Origin of the sequence: Geomonas anaerohicana (assembly GCF_016458305.1) — a bacterium.
GTDB lineage: Bacteria > Desulfobacterota > Desulfuromonadia > Geobacterales > Geobacteraceae > Geomonas > Geomonas anaerohicana.
The window spans coordinates 741,964-763,821 of record NZ_JAEMHL010000001.1; the positions used below are offsets into that span (position 1 = coordinate 741,964).

At 63.7% G+C, this 21,858-nt stretch carries 19 protein-coding genes, 1 tRNA gene and 1 other RNA gene; 20 read left to right on the plus strand and 1 reads right to left on the minus strand.

Annotation, left to right across the window (positions count from 1 at the left end; translation table 11 throughout):
• Positions 1-34 precede the first annotated feature (34 nt).
• Positions 35-811: an outer membrane protein assembly factor BamD gene (locus tag JFN91_RS03060; protein ID WP_199387727.1), complete on the plus strand. Its 777-nt coding sequence runs from the start codon at positions 35-37 to the stop codon at positions 809-811.
• A 230-nt stretch (positions 812-1,041) separates the two neighbouring features.
• Here the strand turns inward: JFN91_RS03060 and JFN91_RS03065 are convergent, their stop codons facing one another.
• Positions 1,042-2,331: a sensor domain-containing diguanylate cyclase gene (locus tag JFN91_RS03065; protein WP_199387728.1), complete on the minus strand. Its 1,290-nt coding sequence runs from the start codon at positions 2,329-2,331 to the stop codon at positions 1,042-1,044.
• A 394-nt stretch (positions 2,332-2,725) separates the two neighbouring features.
• Between JFN91_RS03065 and JFN91_RS03070 the strand changes: the two genes are divergently transcribed.
• The 19 genes from JFN91_RS03070 to murB all read left to right on the plus strand — a co-directional run bounded on the left by JFN91_RS03070 (position 2,726) and on the right by murB (position 21,834).
• Positions 2,726-3,850: a THUMP domain-containing class I SAM-dependent RNA methyltransferase gene (locus JFN91_RS03070; protein ID WP_199387729.1), complete on the plus strand. Its 1,125-nt coding sequence runs from the start codon at positions 2,726-2,728 to the stop codon at positions 3,848-3,850.
• Between the two features lie 75 nt (positions 3,851-3,925).
• Positions 3,926-4,002 (plus strand) — tRNA-Ile (locus JFN91_RS03075).
• Positions 4,003-4,122: 120 nt separating this feature from the next.
• A complete protein-coding gene (locus JFN91_RS03080; RefSeq protein WP_199387730.1) occupies positions 4,123-5,241 on the plus strand; it encodes a Nif3-like dinuclear metal center hexameric protein in 1,119 nt (372 codons plus the stop codon).
• Positions 5,242-5,288: 47 nt separating this feature from the next.
• Complete coding sequence (locus JFN91_RS03085; RefSeq protein ID WP_199387731.1) at positions 5,289-6,005, plus strand: zinc ribbon domain-containing protein; 717 nt, start codon at positions 5,289-5,291, stop codon at positions 6,003-6,005.
• 149 nt (positions 6,006-6,154) lie between these two features.
• Positions 6,155-6,546, plus strand: an RNA gene (gene rnpB, locus JFN91_RS03090) — RNase P RNA component class A.
• Between the two features lie 293 nt (positions 6,547-6,839).
• Positions 6,840-7,334, plus strand: a complete 495-nt coding sequence (locus JFN91_RS03095) for a hypothetical protein (RefSeq protein WP_199387732.1) — start codon at positions 6,840-6,842, stop codon at positions 7,332-7,334.
• Positions 7,335-7,353: 19 nt separating this feature from the next.
• Positions 7,354-7,680, plus strand: a complete 327-nt coding sequence (locus JFN91_RS03100) for a hypothetical protein (RefSeq protein WP_199387733.1) — start codon at positions 7,354-7,356, stop codon at positions 7,678-7,680.
• Between the two features lie 276 nt (positions 7,681-7,956).
• Positions 7,957-8,439 carry a division/cell wall cluster transcriptional repressor MraZ gene (gene mraZ, locus JFN91_RS03105; protein WP_199387734.1) on the plus strand — a complete coding sequence of 161 codons (483 nt, stop codon included), beginning with the start codon at positions 7,957-7,959 and terminating at the stop codon, positions 8,437-8,439.
• Entirely contained in the window at positions 8,440-9,378 is a 939-nt protein-coding gene (gene rsmH / locus JFN91_RS03110) for a 16S rRNA (cytosine(1402)-N(4))-methyltransferase RsmH (protein ID WP_199387735.1), read from the plus strand.
• Positions 9,379-9,392: 14 nt separating this feature from the next.
• Positions 9,393-9,728 carry a cell division protein FtsL gene (ftsL, locus tag JFN91_RS03115; protein WP_199387736.1) on the plus strand — a complete coding sequence of 112 codons (336 nt, stop codon included), beginning with the start codon at positions 9,393-9,395 and terminating at the stop codon, positions 9,726-9,728.
• On the plus strand, positions 9,725-11,689 hold the full coding sequence (locus tag JFN91_RS03120; protein WP_199387737.1) for a penicillin-binding protein: 1,965 nt from the start codon (positions 9,725-9,727) through the stop codon (positions 11,687-11,689). Before ftsL ends, JFN91_RS03120 begins: the two co-directional genes overlap by 4 nt.
• A gap of 13 nt (positions 11,690-11,702) precedes the next feature.
• Positions 11,703-13,217 carry a UDP-N-acetylmuramoyl-L-alanyl-D-glutamate--2,6-diaminopimelate ligase gene (locus JFN91_RS03125; protein WP_199387738.1) on the plus strand — a complete coding sequence of 505 codons (1,515 nt, stop codon included), beginning with the start codon at positions 11,703-11,705 and terminating at the stop codon, positions 13,215-13,217.
• 118 nt (positions 13,218-13,335) lie between these two features.
• Positions 13,336-14,745, plus strand: a complete 1,410-nt coding sequence (locus tag JFN91_RS03130) for a UDP-N-acetylmuramoyl-tripeptide--D-alanyl-D-alanine ligase (protein ID WP_199387739.1) — start codon at positions 13,336-13,338, stop codon at positions 14,743-14,745.
• Complete coding sequence (gene mraY, locus JFN91_RS03135; protein WP_199387740.1) at positions 14,745-15,821, plus strand: phospho-N-acetylmuramoyl-pentapeptide-transferase; 1,077 nt, start codon at positions 14,745-14,747, stop codon at positions 15,819-15,821. The genes JFN91_RS03130 and mraY overlap by 1 nt, the downstream gene beginning before the upstream one ends.
• Positions 15,822-15,835: 14 nt before the next feature.
• Entirely contained in the window at positions 15,836-17,197 is a 1,362-nt protein-coding gene (gene murD / locus JFN91_RS03140) for a UDP-N-acetylmuramoyl-L-alanine--D-glutamate ligase (RefSeq protein WP_199387741.1), read from the plus strand.
• A 20-nt stretch (positions 17,198-17,217) separates the two neighbouring features.
• Positions 17,218-18,297: a putative lipid II flippase FtsW gene (gene ftsW / locus JFN91_RS03145; RefSeq protein WP_199387811.1), complete on the plus strand. Its 1,080-nt coding sequence runs from the start codon at positions 17,218-17,220 to the stop codon at positions 18,295-18,297.
• On the plus strand, positions 18,294-19,373 hold the full coding sequence (gene murG, locus JFN91_RS03150; protein WP_199387742.1) for an undecaprenyldiphospho-muramoylpentapeptide beta-N-acetylglucosaminyltransferase: 1,080 nt from the start codon (positions 18,294-18,296) through the stop codon (positions 19,371-19,373). Before ftsW ends, murG begins: the two co-directional genes overlap by 4 nt.
• A gap of 173 nt (positions 19,374-19,546) precedes the next feature.
• Positions 19,547-20,932, plus strand: a complete 1,386-nt coding sequence (gene murC / locus JFN91_RS03155) for a UDP-N-acetylmuramate--L-alanine ligase (protein WP_199387743.1) — start codon at positions 19,547-19,549, stop codon at positions 20,930-20,932.
• Positions 20,929-21,834, plus strand: a complete 906-nt coding sequence (gene murB, locus JFN91_RS03160) for a UDP-N-acetylmuramate dehydrogenase (RefSeq protein ID WP_199387744.1) — start codon at positions 20,929-20,931, stop codon at positions 21,832-21,834. Before murC ends, murB begins: the two co-directional genes overlap by 4 nt.
• The last annotated feature ends 24 nt before the right edge of the window (positions 21,835-21,858 follow it).

Below are 21,858 nucleotides of genomic sequence, written 5' to 3' on the forward strand. Positions count from 1 at the left end.
TTTTATGAACTCATCGCACCTCAAGGAGGCATCCATGCACTCTCGATCCCTGCGTTTCCTGGGCCTTTGCTCCCTGATCGCCCTCCTGGGCGCCTGCGCCACGGCCCCCGCCCCGGTGAAGACCCCCGAGACCTTCTTCAAGGAAGGTGAGGCCGCCTATGCTTCCAAGAACTACGCGGAAGCCATCACCCAGTTTAAGAAGGTGAAGGAGAGCTTCAGCAACCCGGAGCTGAGCGCGCAGGCCGAGCTGAAGATAGCGGACGCCCATTTCGAGAACGGCGCCTTCATCGAGGCGGCCGCCGCCTACGAGGACTTCCGCAAACTCCACCCCACCAACGAAAAGGCCCCCTATGCCCTGTACCGGCTGGGGCTTGCCAATTACAACCAGATCACCGGTATCGACACCGACCAGACCGCGGTGAAGAACGCCGTGCACTACCTGGAGATGTTCCTGGCCCAATACCCCGGCTCGGAGTACGCGGCCGATGCCAAGGCCAAGCTGGCCGACTGCCGTGACAAGCAGCTTGCCTATGAGAATTACGTCGGGAACTTCTACCTCAGGACCAAGAAGTATCCTTCCGCGATCAAGCGTCTGACCGAGGCGCTGCAGCGTTTCCCGGGCGAGCCCGGGTTGGCGGACACCCTGTCTTACCTGGAGCAGGCCTACCGGAAGTCGGGCGATACCGTGCGTGCCGAAGAGGTGGCCAAAAGGCTCGAGACGGAATACCCGGCCAAGGCGCGCGAGGCGAAGGGTGAGGCGGTGCAGCCCGCCCCGGGCAAGGACGAACTGCCCATGATCATCTTCAAATAGGAAGAACGGAATTGGGAGATCCTGGTTCCCAAGCTCCAGCTTGGGAACCCCATATGGTGCAAAGCTCCAGCTTTGTATCCGAGGGAAGTTGGAACATCGGAGAGGCTTTGCGTTCCCAAGGAGGACCTTGGGAACGAGATTGAAGAACGGCGCAAGATCTCGCTGATCAGAAATAGAAAAGGCGCGCGCCCCGGTCCCGGGACGCGCGCCCTTACTGCTACCCGCCGGCTCTAGGCCACCAACTGGTGCTGCCTGCTGCCGGCGTTGCTGTTTTTGCGCCCTTTCTTCTGGCGGTACATGCGCTGGTCCGCCAGGCGCCAGGACGCCATCAACTCCTCGCCGTCGTGGGCGGTGGCGGCCCCGATGGAGAGGCTCAGGGGGAGCGCGGGATACTCGTGGTTGCTCTGGGCCAGGTGGGCCTGGAGCCGCTCCATCGCCTCGCGCAGGGTGGATTCGTCGGTGTTGGGCAGCAGCGCGGCGAACTCGTCCCCGCCGACCCGCGCCACCACGTCCTCGCGCCGGAAAGCATTTTTCAGCACCTCGGCCGCGTGCCTGAGCAGTTCGTCGCCCGCCGCGTGCCCCTGCTGGTCGTTGACCTCTTTCAGGCGGTCCACGTCCACCATGACGATGCTGACCGGGAACTTGCGCCCCTTGCTCAGCCGGTCGAGTTCCTCATCGAAGTAGGCGCGGTTGTAGATGCCGGTGAGGATATCGTGGCTGCTCAGGTAGCGCAGCTTCAGCTCGGCCTGTTTGCGCTCGGAGATGTCCAGCAGTGCCCCGACCACACCCCCGGAGCTGTTGCCGGAGTTCTTGAAGGTGGCGCTGTAAAAGATCATGTCGCGGCGCTCGCCGTCGGCGCAGGTAATGGTCCCCTCGAAGCTGCGCGGGCCCACCCCGTTTTCCGCCGTCTCCTCGCCGCGGGTGTAGAGTGCGGCCAGGTCCGGGGGGAGGATCTCGTAGATGCTCTTGTTGACGTGCTCGCCTGGCTTCATGCCGATCTGTTCCTCGAAGGCCCTGTTGCAGCCCAGGTACAGGCCGTTGGGGTCGTTGTAGAAGATCGGGGTGGGGAGGGTGTCGATGAGCACCTGGATGAATTCGAGCTTCTCCTTGAGTTCCTGCTCGTGGCGCCGGCTTTGCTGGCGCAGTGCCGCCTCGGCGATGGAACGCTGCACCGCCGGCACCAGCCGGGCCAGGTTCCCCTTGAGCACGAAATCATCGGCCCCGGCGCGGATGGCGGCCGCGGCGGCCTCCTCGCCGACCTTCCCGGAGATCATCAGGAAGGGGATATCGCAGCCGTGTTCCTTGAGTATCTGCAGCGCTTTCAAGCCGCTGAAGCCGGGCATCACGTAGTCGCAGATGATGACGTCCCAAGGCGATGCGGTCAGGGCATCGGTGAGGGCCTGGGCGCTATCCACCCGCTGGAAATGGACGTCGAATCCCCCCTGCTCGAGCTGGATCACGATCAGCTGGGCATCGTCCGGAGCGTCCTCTACGATCAGGACTCTTAACAGTCTCTTCATGTGCTATTTTCTCCGATAAAACAGGGGATTGTGGCACCGGACACCGCAAAATTGTAATGCACTCCGACACAATGGCAACCCGTGCGCCGGGCAGGTAAAACATCCCCGCGGCGGGGGTAGCCCCGTAAACGCAGGCCAGCGTCGGGTTCATGAGACTCCTATCGGCAGATGTTACGGACAACTGAAGAAATTAATTTTTTATCATTATCTTCTGATCAATGCAATGGGTGATCAATATTAATTTGTGCTTTGCCGTTGCGGTGCCGAAGCCGCTGCGTGTATATTCCTCATGAAGGTGCGCGGCGGCAGTATGGCTGCCCCAAGAGGGACAGGCACCTGACGGAGCCAGTCCCTTCTGACAGGGTGCGCCACCAGGTTTTTTCAAGGAGAGACGATGAAGCAGTTTTTTTTCGCCACCACCGCTAAGGGGGTGGAAGAGGCGCTGGCAGCCGAGTTGGTGCGGCTGGGGATCCCCGAGGTGACCGCGGAGAGCGGCGGTGCCCGCTTTGGTGGTGGCATGGAGGCGGCTTACCGGGCCAACCTCTGGCTGCGCACCGCGAGCCGCGTGCTGATGACCCTGGCGGAGTTCCCCTGTGAGAGTCCGGAAGAGTTGTACCGCGGGGTGCGCGCCGTCTCCTGGGAGCGCTTCCTGACCCCGGCCCTTACCCTCGCCGTGGACTGCAACCTGCGCGACTCGGCGCTGACCCATTCCGGGTTCGTGGCGCTCAAGACCAAGGACGCCATCGTCGACGCACTGCGCGACCACTACGGCAGCCGCCCCAGTGTTGACACCAAGGACCCCGACCTGCGCGTCAACGTGCGCCTGTTCAAGAACCGCTGCACCCTGAGTCTCGACCTCTCCGGGGAGCCGCTGGACCGGCGCGGCTACCGCCTGGACCGGCACGAGGCGCCGCTCAAGGAGAACCTTGCGGCGGCGCTGGTGGAGCTTTCCGGCTGGGACGGCAGCATGCCGCTGGTCGACCCCATGTGCGGCACCGGTACCATCGCCATCGAGGCCGCGCTCAAGGCACTGCGCATCCCCCCGGGACTCAACCGCCGCTTCGGGTTCCAGCGCTGGCAGGGCTTCGACCGTGCCCTGTGGGACCGCATCGTGGCCGAGGCGCGTGCCGGCATGCTGAACCGGCTTCCCGCGCCGGTGCAGGGCACCGACCTGTCCCACTCCGCCGCGGGGATGGCGGCGCAGAACGCCAAGCGGGCCGGGGTCCTGGAGCACCTGGTGCTGGGGCGCCTCCCCATGGCCGAGCTCACCGTACCCCCGGGACCGGGCGTGCTGATCCTCAACCCTCCCTACGGCAAGAGGCTCGGGGAGCAGGAGGCGCTGCGCCCGCTCTACAAGGAGATCGGCGACACCCTGAAGCAGCGCTGCAAGGGGTACACCGCCTACCTCTTTACCGGCAACCTGGAACTGGCCAAATCGGTGGGACTGAAGGCGACCCGCAGGATGGTGCTCTACAACGGCCCCATCGAGTGCCGATTGCTCAAGTACGAGATGTATTAGCAACGCCGACTTCTGTCATTAAAATAGAAGCTTGACACGCTAATCCTTTTACTATATGTTTTAATTTCGCTTTTCGGGCCTATAGCTCAGTTGGTTAGAGCTACCGGCTCATAACCGGTCGGTCCCAGGTTCGAGTCCTGGTGGGCCCACCACCTTACAAATTAGGATGATGTGGGGATGCCCTTAAAGCACCTGGTCAGACGAAAAAATACACTTTTAGTGGGGAGAAAGAGTGCACACCAAGCGGTTGCACTCTTTTTCTTTTGAGCGCGATGATAACTCCAAGACTTTCGGATCTAGTTGGAATAACTGGCAAAATTGCCCCAATTCACTTTGCTGAATCCTGGGACAACGTGGGGCTGCAGCTTGGTGACCCCGTCGCCCAGGTTTCCCGGATCATGGTGGCACTCGATCCCGGCCGTCCCGCTATCGAGGCGGCCATCGAGGCCGGTTGCCAACTGCTGGTCACGCATCACCCGTTCATCTTCTCCCCGCTCAAAAAGATCACCGCCGCCGACGAGACCGGCCGCCTTACCATCCTCGCCCTCAAGCACGACCTCGCTATCATCTCCCTGCACACCAACCTCGACATCGCCCACGGGGGCGTCAACGACCTTCTGGCCGGCCACCTGGGACTCCAGGGCGCGCAGCCTCTGAAGATCACGGGGGGGGAGGAGTACGTCAAGATGGTGCTTTTTGCGCCGCGCGGCTGCGAGGAGAAGCTTTTGTCCGCGCTCTCCCCCTTCATGCCCCTGATCGGCAACTATCGCGACTGTTCCTACCAGGCCGAGGGAACCGGACGTTTCACCCCGCTCGCCGGCGCCAAGCCGTTCGTGGGCGAGGTGGGGGCTGGACATGCCGAGCCGGAGAGCAGGCTCGAGTTCCTGATCCTCAAGGAGCGCATCGGCGCCGCCGTGACCGCCCTCAAGGGGGCGCACCCCTACGAGGAGCCGGCCTACGACCTGTACCCGGTGCTGAACCAGGGACCGCCGCGCGGCCTTGGGCGCATCGGCACGCTGGCCGCCCCGGTGGCCGCGGCGATTTTTGCCAGGGAAGTCCGGGAGCGTCTCGGCGCGGCAGGCGTACGCCTGGTCGGGGACCCGGAGCGCCAGGTGAAGAAGGTGGCGGTCTGCGGCGGATCGGGCGTATCGCTGTTGCACGACGCGGCGCGCAAGGGGGCCGACATCCTGGTGACCGGCGACGTGAAATACCACGAGGCCCGCGAGGCCGAGGCACTCGGGGTGGCGCTGCTGGACGCCGGCCATTTTGCCACCGAGCGACTCATGGTGCAGGGGCTCGGGGCGCAGTTGAAGGACGCCATCGCGGCGCGCCGTTTCGAGGCGGAAGTAGTGGAATACCAAGGAGAGCAGGAACCATTCAGCTTCTGGTGAGGCGTCTGCTCTTTAAGCACATAAAAAGGTAGTTGGGGAGGCGGATTTTGCGTAACAAACTGAAGGCGTTATACGAATTGCAGGAGATCGATCTCAGGATCGACGGGCTGGACGGGGAGAAGGCGCAGCTGGTGAGCGAGTCTCAGGCTCTGGACGCGAAGCTTGCGGAAGCCCGTGAGAAGATCGCGGCGCGGCGCGAGGAAGTGAGCGCGCTCGAGGAAGAGAAGGGGGCCCTGGAGGCCAGCCTCGCCTCCGAGAACGACAACATCAACCGTTCCGAGTCGCACCTCAAGGAGATCAAGACCCAGAAGGAGTACCAGGCGGTCTCCAAGGAGATCTCCGGCGCCAAGAAGCTCATTGCGGAGCTGGAGGAGCAGATCCTGCAGAAGATCAACGCCATCGAGGAGATCAGCGGCGACATCGCCAAGCGCGAAGCCGACCTGGTCGAGCTGGAAGGCAATGTCGCGGCGCAGCAGGCCGAGGTGCAGCAGAAGGTCGAGGCCCTGGAAGGGGGCATCGCCAAGGACGCCGCCACCCGCGAAGAGACCATGAAGATCATCCCGGCCTCGGTGATGAAGCGCTACAGCAGGCTGCGCGACCAGCGCAGGGGCGTCGCCGTGGTCGAGGCCAAGGAAGGGAACTGCATGGGGTGCAACATGCATCTGCCGCCGCAGCTCTACAACACCCTGTTCCGTGCCGACGACGTGCTCACCTGCCCGCACTGCCAGCGCATCCTGGTCATGAAGCAGGAAGTGCAGGACTAAAACCGGTTCAACGTTCAATGTTCAACGTTCAACGCGTGTCTCCTCCTATGCATCCGTGCCGGTACGGCGCCGCACGGTGCCGGTGGCCACAGCGATAAGCCCCGTTGAACCTTGAACGTAGAACGTTGAACGTTTTTTGCTTTTTGGCCGAAGCAGACCAGATGGTCGCCGTTCACCTCGCCTTGGGCGAAGGTGGAGGGAGGAAAGTCCGGGCTCCACAGGGCATGGTGCTGGATAACGTCCAGCGGGGGCAACCCTAGGGATAGTGCCACAGAGAGAAGTCCGCCCACCGAAGCCTCGGCGAAGGTGGGTAAGGGTGAAAGGGTGAGGTAAGAGCTCACCGGGTTCGGCGGCGACGTCGGATGCCAGGTAAACCCCACCAGGAGCAAGACCAAATAGGGAAGCGCCAAGGACGGCCCGTCCGTGCTTCCGGGTTGGTTGCTTGAGGGTGTCGGCAACGGCACTCCTAGATGAATGACTATCACCCGCCTCCGGGTAACCGGCTGCGGGAACAGAACCCGGCTTACGGGCTGCTTCGGCCAATTTTTTTGCTGGTTCCCAAGCTCCAGCTTGGGAACCCCATATGGCGCAAAGCTCCAGCTTTGCGTCCGAGGGGAGTTGGGGCTTCGGAGAGGCTTTGCGTTCCCAAGGCGGACCTTGTGAACGAAGATCAAAGCCGCAAAGAAAAGCGGGAAACCGGCTACCTCATGCCTGCCTCTTCGTTTTTGTGCTGTCTTTGCGTCCTTGCGGCTTTGCGTTAAAAACGGTTTTCAGGTGTAGGCTCGCCTTCCGATAGTACCGGACGGCGTTTTTTTATGGTGCGCGAGGTTTCGAGTGACCGGTTGGGATCGGGAGTGGCTGGAGGGGGTAAGCAGGGTGACGGCGGCGTTTGAACGGCTGCCGGGTTCCGTCCGCCAGGACTTGGAATCCCAGGCCCGGGGCATGGTCGCCCACAAACAGGCAATGCAGCAGCTGGTGGGCCAGGTCGATGCGGCCAGCCATTGCGCCGGCTGCGGCGGGGCCTGCTGCGCCAAGGGGAAGTACCATTTCAGTTCGGTCGACCTCCTGGTTTACCTGGCCGCCGGGCAGCCGCTCTTCGCGCCTCGCTTCGACAACGGGCTCTGCCCGTTTCTGGGGGAGCCGGAGTGCCTGATGCCGCCGGGCTACCGCCCCTTCAACTGCATTACCTTCAATTGCGACCTCATCGAGGATCAGTTGCCGCGGGACGAAGTCGCCCGTTTTTACAGGATGGAGCAGGAGCTTGCCACCCGCTACGCCGAGATCCGGGCCCTTTTCCCGGCGCGGAACATGGACGGGGCCCTGCTTTGACCCCACAGGAGAAGTGACCATGACTACCACCATCAACGACATCGTGCTGGCGCACATCGACAACAAACCCAGCTTCTACGCCCGGATCGAGGACATCGTCCCTGACGTGAAGCCCGGCTGGTGGCAGGTGCAGCTGCTGGTGCTCACCGTGCCGCTCCAGGTCTATCACTGGATTCTGGACGAAAGCCAGGTGAACGGCGCCCCCTTCACCATGTCGGGGACCCCCATCATGCTGGAGAAGGTGGTCTCCCCGGAGCCGCCCCAAAAGCCGGTGGCGCCGGTCGACAACGGCGGCGCCCAGAAGAAGGGGAACGTGGTTTCCCTCTTCGACAGGAAAAAGAATTAACAATGTCGCACCGTTCCGGGCGGGGCCTTCCAGGCCCCGCCCGCCGCGTTTCCCCCTTCGTTGTTCGGTAGGCATTTTAATTTACCCCGGCTCACTCCCCGCTTTTACCACTTCTTGCCACCGGTTACTGTCCCCTCGCTTAACCCACCGGAAAACCTCCCAAAAATTCCCTATTTGCCGCTAATTTTGCCTTGACATCAATGCTTGCCTCCCGTATAGTTCGTGCACCAAAGTGGTATGTAGTGGTATAAAGTGGCAATGAGTGCCGGGGAAACCATGTTCAGAGGGAAGTTCGACACGACTATCGACGCCAAGGGTCGCACCAGCATTCCCGCGAAATTTCGCGAGGTTTTGGTGGATAGCTTCGGCGACGAGCGCTTCTTCCTCACCAAGAGCATTCCGATGCGACTGGGGGGGGAGCAGATGAACTACGGTCTCGTCATCTATCCCTACACCGAATTCCTGGTCCTCGAGGAACGCCTCAAGGACGGGGGCGACTTCGGTTTCTCCGTCGACCAGCTTGCCGCGCTGCGCCGCACCGTGCTGGTTCCCGCGGTGGAGTGCACCGCCGATAAGCTGGGCCGCATCCTGGTGCCGCCCGACCTGAGAAAGACCGCGCAACTGGAGCGCGAACTCCACTTCGTGGGCATGCAGAAAAAGATCGACATCTACAGCCAGGCGGTCTGGGCCAAGGTCTGCGCCCAGGACGAGCAGAACTTCCCGCTCGACGCGCCGGGCCTCACGGCGCTGGGGCTGTAGATGGCGGATTTTCATCACATATCGGTACTCCCGGACGAGGTTCTCGAGCTCGTCGCCCCCAAGTCAGGCGGCATCTACGTGGACGGCACCCTGGGCGGCGCCGGCCACGCCGGCCTGGTCCTCACCGCGAGCAGCCCGGACGGCGTCCTGATCGGCTTCGATCGTGATGCCGAGGCCATCGCGGTGGCCCGCGAGCGGCTCGCCCAGTTCGGCGACCGGGTCAGGATCTTCCAGAGGAACTTTTCCTCGATAGCGGCAACGCTGGCCGAGATCGGGGTGGACGCCATCGACGGCTTCGTCCTTGACCTCGGGGTCTCCAGCCACCAGCTGGACAAGGAGGAGCGGGGCTTCAGCTTCCAGGCCGACGCGCCGCTGGACATGCGCATGGACCGAAGCTCCGGCGCAAGCGCCGCGGACCTGGTGAACACCCTCTCCGAGGCCGAGCTGTTCCGGATCATCGCCGAGTACGGTGAGGAGCGTTGGGCCAAAAGGATCGCCTCCTTCATCGTCAAGGCCAGACAAGAGGCCCCCATCGAGACCACCATGCAGCTGGTGGACATCATCAAGGGGGCCATACCCAAGGCCAAGTGGGAAGAGCGGCTGCACCCGGCGACGAGGACCTTCCAGGGGCTCAGGATCGCGGTGAACGAGGAACTGAAGAGCCTGGAGGACGGGCTCGCCGACCTGCTGAAACTTTTGAAACCGGGAGGGCGCGGCGCGGTGATCTCCTTCCACTCGCTGGAGGACCGCATCGTCAAGGAGGCCTTCCGCGACGCCGCCGCCGGCTGCACCTGCCCCAAGGAACTCCCGGTCTGCGTTTGCAAGCGGGTGCCGCAATACAAGGTGCTGACCAAAAAGGCGGTCAAGGCCGGGGACCAGGAACTGAACGCCAACCCGCGCTCCCGGAGCGCACGCCTTAGAGGCATCGAGAAGATTTAACAAGAGGTAGCACTATGGCACAGAGCAAAGTTGCCTACGGGAAAGTAGCCGCACCGGCACGAACCGGAGCGGTAGTAAGGGAAAACTGGATCAGCTTCCGGTATCTGACCGGGGTCATGGTCATGCTGACGCTGGTTTCCATCTTCCACGTCTGGTCCCGGGTCGAGGTGATCAACCTGAACCTGAGGATCGGCGAGGCCAACAAGCAGTTCCGGGACCAGCAGCAGGAGAACAAGCGCCTCAAGGTGGAGGTGGCGTCCCTGAAGGCGCCGGCCCGCATCGAGGCACTGGCCAAGGGTGAGCTCGGCATGGCGCTCCCCACCGACCAGCAGGTGGTCCTGGTCAAGTGATAGACAAGTGGGAGAAATGGGCCAGGGTCCGCATGCGCTTCGTGGCTCTGCTCTTCGTGGGATTCTTCATAGCGGCAACCGGGCGCGCCTTCTACCTGCAGGTCGTGGACAACGACAAGCTGATGAAGATCGCCGAGAAGCAGCACCAGAAGAGTATCCCGCTCACGCCCAGCCGCGGCGGGATCTACGACCGCAACAACGCGCCCTTCGCAGTCTCCATCGAGATGGACTCCTGCTACGCCGAGACCAGGAACATGGAGAACATCCCGGAGGCGGCGACGCAGCTGGCATCGGCGCTGGGCTGTCCCAGGGAGGAACTGGAGGCCAAGCTGAAGGCGGCCAAGAACTTCGTCTGGCTGGCCCGCAGGATGCCCCCGGAGCAGGCCCATAGGGTGAAGGCGCTGGACCTGGAGGGTGTCGGCTTCGTCAAGGAGAGCCGCCGCTTCTATCCCAACTCGCAGGTTGCCGCCCACGTGATAGGCTTCACCGGTCTGGACCCCAGCGGCCTGGAAGGGGTCGAGAAGAAGTACGACAACATCATTCTCGGCAACACCGGCTACCTGGTCACCGAGCGCGACGCCCTCGGGCGCGACATCGCCCTCAAGAAAGGGAGCGAAGGGAAGGCGGGGTCCAAGGGGAGCAACGTCGTCCTCACCCTGGACAAGAACATCCAGTACATAGCGGAAAAGGAACTTACCAAGACCATCGAGAAAAACGGCGCCAAGGCCGGCATCGCGATCGTCATGGAGCCCGACACCGGGCGGGTGCTGGCCATGGCCAACTACCCCTCCTTCAACCCGAACAACATGAAGGAGTTGACCCCGGGGGCGATCAGGAACCGCGCCATAGCCGACAGCTTCGAGCCCGGCTCCACCTTCAAGATCTTCCTGGTGGCGGCGGCGCTGGAAGCGGGGGTGATCCGCCCCGGCGACAGTTTCAACTGTGAGAACGGTTCCTGCAACATGTACGGCAGGACCATCCACGACACGCACAAGTACGGTGCGCTGACCGTGCCGCAGGTTCTCAAATACTCGAGCAACATCGGCGCCGCAAAGATCGGCCAGAGGCTCGGCTCGCAGCGCCTGTTCACGGCGCTCACCGGGTTCGGCTTCGGTGAGAAGAGCAGTATCGACCTCCCCGGCGAAGTATCTGGGATGCTCCGCCCGCAGGAGAAATGGTACGGCATCGACCTGGCCACCATCTCCTTCGGCCAGGGGGTGACCGCCACCGCCCTGCAGCTTACCGCCGCGGTTTCCGCCGTCGCCAATGGCGGCAACCTGATGAAACCCTACCTGGTGGACCGGATCGTGGACGACGAGGGGGTGGTCCTGCAACAGTTCGGGCCGCAGGTGAAGAGAAGGGTGATCTCTCCGGAGACGGCCAAGACGGTGGCCCACATGCTCGAGGGGGTCGTGGCCGAGGGGGGGACCGGCACCGGGGCCGCGGTGGACGGCTACCGGGTCGCGGGCAAGACCGGCACCGCCCAGAAGGTCGAGGGGCGCAGCTACTCGGCCAGCAAGCGTATCGGGTCTTTCATAGGGTTCGTGCCGGTGGAGAAGCCGAGGTTGGCCATCATGGTGATGGTGGACGAGCCTACCGCCAACGTCTATGGTGGTGTCGTCGCCGCACCGGCCTTCGGCGCCATCGCACAGCAGACCCTGTGCTACCTGAACGTGCCGCCGGACAAGAGCATCAAGAAGAAGCCGGCTCCGGCACCCGAGAAGGTCACCCCGCAGACCCAGCAGGCTGTGATCGAGGGCGTGACGGTCGAAGGGGCGGACGCCGGGGCCATGCCCAACTTCCGGGGCATGAGCATGAGGCAGGTGCTGAGGGTCATGGAGCAGCGCGGTCTCAACGTCAAGTTGCAGGGGAGCGGTCGGGCGGTGGAGCAGAACCCGCCGCCGGGAGCACGCATCACCACGCAGGATCAGGTCTGGGTACGGTTCGTGCCGTCGGCCTGACCATGGGGGAAGTATGGAACTGAGACAACTTCTGGCTTGTGTCCCGGGCGCCAAGGTGACCGGGGACGACGCCATCGAGATAGGGTCGCTCTGCTACGACTCGCGGCAGGTGACGCCAGGCGCGCTCTTCTTCGCCCTGCGCGGGGTGAAGAGCGACGGAACAGAATTCGTGGCATCCGCTGTAAAGGGGGGGGCGGTCGCAATTGTTGCGGACCGCCCCTGCGCCGTTGCCGGGGTAACCTGCGTCGAGGTGCCGGACGCGCGCCGCGCCATGAGCCTCATGGCCGCCGTATTCTACGGCACCCCCACCGGGGACATCCCGCTGGTCGGCATCACCGGCACCAACGGCAAGACCACCACCACCTACCTGGTCGAGGGGATCATGGAGCGGGCCGGCATCCCGGCTGCGGTGCTCGGCACCATCAGCTACCGCTTCGGTGATACCAACATCCCGGCCCCCAATACCACGCCGGAATCGGTGGACCTGCAGCGCATCCTGAGGGACCTGGTGGACCAGGGGGCGAAGGGCGCGGTAATGGAAGTCTCCTCGCACTCGCTGGAGCAGCGACGGGCCGACGGCTGTATCTTCGACGTGGCCATCTTCACCAACCTGACCCGCGACCACCTCGACTACCACGTCGACATGGAGTCCTACTACCAGAGCAAGCTTCGGCTCTTCACCGACCTTTTGACCCCCAACGTGCACAAGCCGCTGCGGCGCGCGGTGGTGAACCTGGACGACCCGTACGGGGCGAGGATCGCGGCAGATTCCGCCGCACCGGTCCTGACCTACGCCGTGAACGGCCCGGCCGACCTGAGCGTCGTCGAGGCAAACTTTTCGGTGCATGGCATCCGCTGCCGTCTGAAGTCGCCGGTGGGGGAGATCAACATCAACTCCGACCTTTTGGGGCGTTTCAACCTGTACAACATGCTGGGTGCCGTGGGGGCGGGACTTGCCCTGGGCATCTCCACGGAAGCCATCGTGGCCGGCATCGAGGGGCACAAGAAGGTGCCTGGGCGCCTGGAGCGGGTTCCCAACGAGCAGGGCATCATCGTGTTGGTCGATTACGCCCACACCGGCGACGCACTGGAGAACGTCCTCTCCACCATCGCCGAACTGAAGACGGACCGGATCATCACCCTCTTCGGCTGCGGCGGCGACCGCGACAAGGGCAAGCGCCCGGTGATGGGGGAGATCGCGGCCCGCTACAGCGACCTCGCCATCGTCACCTCGGACAACCCACGCACCGAGGACCCGCAGGCGATCCTGGCCGACGTCCGGGCCGGCATCCCGGCGGGGATGAAGGAGTACAGCCTGGAAGAGTTGGAGGCAGGCTTCCGCGAGAAGGGGTTCGCTACCATAGAGTCCCGGCGCACAGCGGTGCGCACCGCGATCCTGGCGGCGCGCCCGGGCGACATCGTGCTGCTGGCAGGCAAGGGACACGAGGATTACCAGATCGTCGGCACCGAGAAATTCCACTTCGACGATCGGGAAGAGGCGGCCGCCGCGCTGAAACTGAGGGCGTAAAAAAAGGTTCCCTTTTCCCTTATTTTGCGGCACATTACTGGTTTTCCGTTGTGCCGTGGCAAAGCAAAAACTAAGGGGCGCTGAGACGCCCGGCAGCATAAAGGAAACAGGGATTTAGATGGCGATGTTCACGCTGAGAGAAATAGCCGAGGCAACCGGCGGCAGGATGATCGGGGAGGCGCAGACCGTCGTGTCCGGCGTATCCACCGACTCGCGCCAGGTTGCCCCGGGTGAGCTGTTCGTGCCGCTCGTGGGAGAGCGCTTCGACGGCCACGACTTCATAGAGACGGCGGCAGGTCGCGGGGTAACCGCGTTCCTGATGACCGAGAGCTGGCATGCGGCACACGGGGTGCCGGCCGGCGCCTGCGCCGTGACGGTAAAAGACACCCTGCGCGCCCTGGGCGACCTGGCCGCGTGGCACCGCCGCCGCTTCGACCTGAAGGTGGTGGCGGTGACCGGCAGCAACGGCAAGACCACCACGAAAGAGATGCTGGCCCGCATCCTGGCCCAGACCGGCCCCGGCTTGAAGACCGAGGGGAACCTGAACAACCTGATCGGCCTGCCCCTCACCCTGTTCCGCCTCACCGGGCGCGAGCGTTGGGCGGTGGTCGAGATCGGCATGAGCGAGTTCGGCGAGATCGACCGTCTGGCCGAGATCGCGGAGCCGCAGGTGGGCATCATCACCAACGCCTTCCCGGCTCACCTGGAGACCCTGGGGAGTGTCGAGGGGGTGGCGCGCGCCAAGGGGGAGCTGTTCCTGCGCCTGAAGGAGGGTGCGGTGGCGGTCTACAACGTTGACGATCCTCTCATCTCCGCCTGCCCGACCCACCTGAACGTGACCCGGCTCACCTTCGGCCTGCGCGGCGCGGAGGTCTCCTCCGCTTCCATCAGGAGCCTCGGCAAAGAGGGGGAAAGCTTTACACTGCGGCTCCCCGACGACGAGGAGCAGGTGACGCTGAAGGCGTACGGCCGGCACAACATCTACAACGCGCTGGCTGCGGCGGCCGCGGCGCACGCATTGGGCGTTCCCGCCCCGGTGATCCGCCAGGGGCTCGAGGAATTCACCCCCTACGACAAGCGCTTCCAGCTCGAGGACGTGGCCGGCGTCACCCTCATCGACGACAGCTACAACGCCAACCCCGCTTCCATGGCGGCTGCCCTGACCACCCTGAAGGACGTGGCGGGTGGCGCGCGGTGCGCGGCGGTCCTGGGCGACATGCTGGAACTGGGGCTGGGGACCGAGGAAGCGCACCGGGAACTGGGCCACAAGGCCGCGGCGACCGTGGAGCGGCTTTACCTCCTGGGTGAACTGGCCGCGGAGATCGAGAAAGGTGCCCTGGAGGCGGGCCTGCCCGCAGAGCGCATCGTGCGTGGCGCGAACCACGACGAGCTTTCCCGCGAACTGATCGCCTGGCTCCAGCCCGGCGACTGCATCCTTTTCAAGGGATCGCGCGGCATGAAGATGGACAAGGTGGCGACGGCGGTAAAAGAGGCGCTGGCACCCACGAAACAAGGGGGGCATGACTGATGCTGTACCATCTTTTGTATCCGCTCGCCTCGGACTACAAGCTTTTCAACGTCTTCAAATACCTGACCTTCCGTACCATCTACGCCATGATCACGGCGCTGGTGCTCTCCTTCATCGTGGGGCCCTGGGTGGTCAGGAAACTGGAAGGGCTGCAGGCGCGCCAGGTGATCCGCACCGACGGCCCCGAGTCGCACCTGAAGAAGCAGGGGACCCCCACCATGGGCGGGGTGCTGATCCTGGTCTGCATCATCGTGCCGACCCTGTTGTGGGCCGACCTGAAGAACGTCTTCATCTGGCTCACCCTGCTCATCATCGGCGGTTACGGTGTGCTCGGCTTCGTCGACGACTACAAGAAGGTGGTCGAGAAGAACCCCAAGGGGCTCTCGCCGCGCCAGAAGATGTTCTGGCAGGTGATCCTGGCCGGCGGCGTCGGCATCTTCCTCTACAACCTCCCCGGCTTCTCCACCGAGCTGTACTTCCCCTTCTTCAAGAGGCTGCACCCGGAACTGGGGATCCTGTTCATACCGTTCGTGACGCTCGTCATCGTGGGCGCGAGCAACGCGGTCAACCTGACCGACGGCCTCGACGGCCTGGCCATCGGGCCGGTGGCCATCAACGCGGCCACCTACATGCTGTTCTGCTATATCGCAGGTAACGCTCGGCTTTCCGGCTATCTGCAGATCCCCTACGTACCGGGTGGCGGCGAACTGGCCGTCCTGTGCGGGGCGATGGTCGGCGCGGGGCTTGGTTTTCTCTGGTACAACAGCTACCCCGCCGAGGTCTTCATGGGAGACGTCGGCTCCCTGTCGCTGGGCGGCGGGCTCGGCACCCTGGCCGTGCTCACCAAGCAGGAGATCCTGCTGGTCATCGTGGGTGGCGTCTTCGTAGTGGAGGCGCTTTCGGTCATTTTCCAGGTGGGCTCCTACAAGTACCGCGGCAAGCGGATCTTCCGCATGGCGCCCATCCATCATCATTTTGAATTGAAGGGGGTGGCCGAACCGAAGATCATCGTCCGGTTCTGGATCATCACCATCATCCTGGCGCTGGTTGCGATCTCGACCCTGAAGATGCGCTAGATAAAGAAGGTCTCATGGAATTAAAGGACAAGAAAATACTGGTAGTAGGGCTGGCCAAGACCGGCGTCGCCGTGACCCGCTTCCTGGCGGAGCGCGGTGCCCTGGTCACCGTCACCGACATGCGTGACGACGAGGCGCTCGCGGACGTTCTCGCCGAGCTTGCCGACCTCGACCTCTGCCTGGAGCTCGGGCGCCACGTCCCCTACAGCTTCCTGATGGCCGACCTGATCGTGGTCTCCCCCGGCGTCCCCATGGACATCAAGCCGCTGGAGATGGCGCGGGCCCAGAAGCGCCGCGTGGTCTCCGAGGTGGAACTCGCCTCCTGGTTCATCGACGCCCCCATGGTCGCCATCACCGGCACCAACGGCAAGACCACCACGACCACCCTGACCGGCGAGATCTTCAAGGGATGCGGCTTCGACACCTTCGTCGGCGGCAACATCGGTAATCCCCTCATCGAGCTCGCCATGAGCGGCGAGCGGGTCGAGCGCGTCGTGGTCGAACTTTCTTCCTTCCAACTGGAGGGGATCGAGAGCTTCCGCCCGCACGTTGCCGTGCTCCTGAACCTGACCGAGGACCACCTGGACCGCTACCACAGCTTCCAGGAGTACATCGACGCCAAGCTGCGCATCTTCGAGAACCAGGGCCCGGAGGACTTCGCGGTCCTGAACATCGATGACCCGCTGGTCGCTGCCTGCGCCTCAAAGCTCAAGTCGCGCCTCTTCCCCATGAGCCGTTTCCACGAACTCGAGGAAGGGATCAGCTACCGTGACGGTTTCATCACCTTTGCCCACGACGGTAAGGTGCTCCGCTTCGGCACCGACGGCTTCAAACTTAAAGGGGTGCACAACCTGGACAACATCATGGCCAGCATGGCGTCCACCCTGCTCATGCGCTGCGACGGCGACTGCGCCTACGCGACGGTCAAGAATTTCAAGGGACTGCCGCACCGCATGGAGTTCGTTGAGGAAGTGAACGGCGTCGCCTACTACGAGGACAGCAAGGGAACCAACGTCGGCAGCGTCGTGAAATCCCTGGAGAGCTTCGACTCCGGCATCACCCTGATCGCCGGGGGCAAGGACAAAGGTGGCTCCTACGAGCCGCTGGCGCAACTGGTCTCGCAGCGGGTCAGCCACCTGGTCCTGATCGGCGAGGCGCGCGAGCGCATGCACCAGGCGCTGGGCGATCTTACCGACACCCACTTCGCCGACACCCTGGAAGAAGCGGTAGAGACCGCCCGCAAGCTGACCCAGCCCGGCGGCGTGGTCCTCTTCTCGCCGGCCTGTTCCAGCTTCGACATGTTCAAGAACTACGAGGAGCGCGCCGAGCGCTTCAAGGCGGCGGTACGCGCGGCCAAGGAGGCGGAAGGGAAGTGAAGCGACTGGAGGGGTACGACATGATCGTGCTTATGATGGCGGTGATCCTCACCTGTTTCGGTGTGGTCATGGTCTACTCCGCGTCTTCCGTCATGGCCGCCAAGAAGTTCCACGACGGCTTCTTCTTCCTGAAACGGCAGTCCCTGTACGCCCTGATCGGCTTCATCGGCATGGGGCTCGCCATGCACGTCGACTACCACGTCTGGAAAAAGTGGGCCGTGCCGCTCTTCCTCGGGACCTTCTTCCTGCTGCTGCTGGTGTTCGTCCCCGGCATCGGCGGGACCGCCAAGGGCGCCTCGCGCTGGATCCGGCTCCCCGGCTTCAACTTCCAGCCCTCCGAGCTCGCCAAGGTGGCGCTGATCATGTACATGGCCTACTCCCTGGAGAAGCGGCAGGAGAAACTGAAGCAGTTCACCTCCGGCTTCCTTCCCTACATGCTGATCCTCGGGATGTTCATCGCGGTGCTCCTGGCCCAGCACGACATGGGGGCGGCGCTCACCATGCTGGTGGTGGCCATCGTCATGCTCTTCGCGGCCGGCACCAAGGTGCAGTACATCCTGGGCATGGGGCTCGTCGCTTTGCCCGGCGTCTGCTACCTGGTCTTCACCAAGGCCTACCGTATGCGGCGCATCACGGCATTCCTGGATCCCTGGCAGGATCCCACCGATGCCGGCTTCCAGATCATCCAGTCCTGGCTGGCGCTCGGGACCGGCGGTTTCTTCGGCCAGGGGCTGGGCGAAGGGAAACAGAAATTGTTCTACCTCCCGGAAGCGCATACCGACTTCATCCTCTCCGTGCTCGGCGAGGAGATGGGGTTCATCGGGGTGATCGTGATCGCCTCGATGTTCCTGTTGTTGGTGCAGAGAAGCATCCGGGTCGCCATCGCCGCCGAGGACAGCTTCGGCCGCTTCCTCGCCTTCGGCATCGCCTCGCTGCTCGGGCTGGAGGCCTTCATCAACATGTCCGTCGTCACGGGACTGCTCCCCACCAAGGGGATCGCGCTCCCGTTTCTTAGCTACGGCGGCAGTTCGCTGATCATTTCGCTGTGCGCGGTAGGCGTGCTTCTCAACGTCTCCACCAGGATGAGGGGGACGCCATGAGGCTGATTATCGCGGGAGGCGGCACCGGGGGGCATCTCTTCCCCGGCATAGCGGTGGCCGAGGAATTCCTGGCCCGCGGCCCGGAAAACGAGGTCCTTTTCGTGGGCACCGAGCGCGGCATCGAGGCGCGCCTGTTGCCCAAGCTGGGCTATAAGCTGGAGCTGATCTCCGCCAGCGGGATGAAGGGGATGGGCACCGTCAAGAAGCTCATGAGTGCCGGGCGCCTGTTGTACGGCTACTCGCAGTCCAGGAAGATCCTGAAGAGCTTCAAGCCGGACGTGGTGCTCGGTGTCGGCGGCTATGCCTCCGCCCCGATCCTCCTCGCCGCGCGCGGCATGGGCATCCGCACCTTCATCCACGAGCAGAACGCCGCACCCGGCCTCACCAACAAGGTATTGAGCCGGGTGGTCGACGGGATCTTCATCTCCATGGAGGAGGCTGCCAGCTTCTTTCCGGGGAAAAGCACCCAGATGACCGGCAATCCGATCCGCAAGGAAATCCTGTGGGGGTTCCAGGAGCAGCGCAGCAGGACTACGGGCGACACTTTCAGCCTGCTCGTTTTCGGCGGCAGCGCCGGTGCCCAGCGCATCAACAGCGCCATGCTGGAGGCGCTGCCCCACCTGGGAGAGGTGAAGCACAAACTGCGCATCACGCACCAGACCGGCGAGAAGGACGTGGCGCGGGTGCGCGAGGGGTACCAGGCCCAGGGTGTCCAGGCGCAGGTGCTCTCCTTCATCGACAACATGTCCGCGGCCTACGGGGCGGCCGACCTGGTGATCTGCCGGGCCGGGGCCACCACCATCGCCGAGGTGACCGCCTGCGGCAAGGGATGCATCTTCATCCCGTATCCGTTTGCGGCCGACGACCACCAGAGGAAAAACGCCGAGTCGCTGGTGAAGCGCGACGCCGGGCGGATGATCCTCGAGGAAGATCTGACCGGCGAGCATCTGGCCGCCGAGGTCCTGAACCTGATGAATCACCCGGAGCAGGTAGCCGAGTTGGAGAAGAACGCCAGGTCCCTGGCCCAACTCGACGCCGCCCAGGCCATCGTTGCGGCCATGGTTTTGAAAAACTAAAGACGTTCAACGTTCAAGGTTCAACGTTTGAAACGTGAACGTCGCTCCGGGCGTTCCACTGGTACGGCACCACCTGCAGTGATCGGATTTTGAAGTAGCAGTCACCGGACTGCCGAACGAAGCAAAGTAATTGGGCGAACGTTGAACGTTGAACGGCCTTTAAGGAGTTTTAAGTGTACGGAAAGATAGAGCGGATACATTTCGTCGGCATCGGCGGCATCGGCATGAGCGGGATCGCGGAGGTGCTGCTGAACCTGGGGTACAAGGTCTCGGGCTCCGACCTCAGGAGTTCGGACACCACCCAGCGCCTGGAAACCCTGGGGGGCGAGATCTTCATCGGCCACGCCGCCGAGAACGTGGCCCAGGCGGACGTGGTGGTCATCTCCAGCGCCGTGCACGAAGACAACCCCGAGGTGATAGAGGCGCACCTGAAGCTGATCCCGGTGATCCCGCGTGCCGAGATGCTGGCCGAGCTGATGCGCATGAAGTACGGCGTCGCGGTCGCCGGCACCCACGGCAAGACCACCACCACTTCCATGGTGGCGACGCTCCTGGCCAAAGGTGGCATCGACCCGACCATGGTCATTGGCGGCAGGCTCAACTCTCTGGGCACCAATGCGCGTCTCGGGCAGGGGCAGTTCCTGGTGGCCGAGGCGGATGAGTCCGACGGCTCGTTCCTGCTCCTCTCCCCGACCATCGCCGTGGTCACCAACATCGACGCCGACCACCTCGACTTCTACAGCGGCATCGAGGAGATCAAGGACACCTTCGTCGAGTTCATCAACAAGGTGCCTTTCTACGGCTTGGCCGTGCTCTGTCTGGATAACGGCAATATCGCCGACATCCTGCCGCGGGTGAAGAAGCGCTTCACCAGCTACGGCCTGTCGGCCCAGGCGGACTTCCGCGCCACCGACGTGCGCCTGTCCGGCTTCTCCACCAGCTTCGTGGCACACCACAAAGGTGTCAGACTGGGCGAGATCACCTTCTCCATGCCCGGCGCACACAACGTGCTCAATGCCCTGGCCGCCATCGCGGTCGCCATGGAACTGGACATTCCGTTTGAGACCATCCAGGAAGGCTTCAAGGCCTTCGGCGGCGTCGGGCGCCGATTCTCCCTGAAAGGGGAGGTGAACGGCATCATGGTCGTCGACGACTACGGCCACCACCCGACCGAGATCAAGGCGACCCTGGCCGCGGCCAAGTCCGGCTTCGCCGAAAACCGCCTGGTGGTCGTGTTCCAGCCGCACCGCTACTCGCGCACCAAGGAACTCTTCGAGGACTTCGTCAAGGCGTTCCACGACGCGGACGTCCTGATCCTCACCGACATCTACGCGGCCGGCGAGGCCCCCATCGAGGGAATCACCGCCGAGTCGCTGGCGGCACGGGTGAGAAGGCACGGCCAGAAGGACGTCACCTGGATCCCGGAACGCGACAAGCTTTGCGAGCACCTGGAGCGGGTGCTGGTACCGGGCGACATCCTGCTCACCCTCGGCGCCGGCAACGTCTGGCAGGTGGGTGAGACCATGCTGGAGCGCCTGAAGGCGGCGGGGGAAAAGTGACCTGGTCCCGCGCCGATCTGGAGCAGGTAGCGCAAGGGACGAAAGGAACCGTCCGGTGGGACGAACCGATGTCCCGGCACACCTCGCTCAGGGTAGGCGGACCGGCGGATCTCTACCTGGAACCGGCGGACCTCGATGACCTGGAGCAAGCCCTGGGGCGGCTCCGGTCGGCAGGCATCCCCTGCCTGGTCATCGGAGGCGGCTATAACCTCCTGGTCCGCGACGGCGGCATCAGGGGATGCGTGGTCTCACTGAAAGGATTCGACAACCTGGAGCCGTTGCCGGGCGCGCGACTCGAGGTCGGCGCCGGGGTTACCAACCAGGCCCTCACCCGCTACGCGGCGCAACAGTGCCTGGGAGGGATCGAATTCTTGAGCGCCATCCCGGGAAGTTTCGGCGGTGCGCTGACCATGAATGCGGGCGCCCACGGCGGCGAGACCATGCAGCGGGTCGAGTTGCTGACCACGCTGCGGGAGAGCGGGGTGCTGGTCCGCAAACGGGACGAGTTGCAGTACGGCTACCGCTTCCTGAAGCTGGAGCCGGGCGAGATAATCCTCGGGGCGCGGCTGAGACTGGAGCCGGTCGAGCGCCGTCTCATCGAGGAGAACATCCAGGAGTACATCGCCAAGCGCGGCGGCCAGCGGGTCGGCTTCCCCAACGCGGGTTCCTTCTTCAAGAATCCCGCCGGCGAGAGCGCCTGGCGGTTGATAGACCAGGCCGGGCTGCGCGGCTGGATGATCGGTGGAGCCCAGGTCTCCGAGGTGCACACCAACTTCCTGGTCAACAAGGGTGGCGCGCTGGCCGCCGACTTCCTGGCCCTCGCCGAGCTGATCAAGGCGCGGGTGAAGGAGCATAGCGGCGTCGAGCTTGAGGAAGAAGTAAGGATAGTCGGCGAAGGGTAGCTCAGAGGTATCTATTCCGCCGCA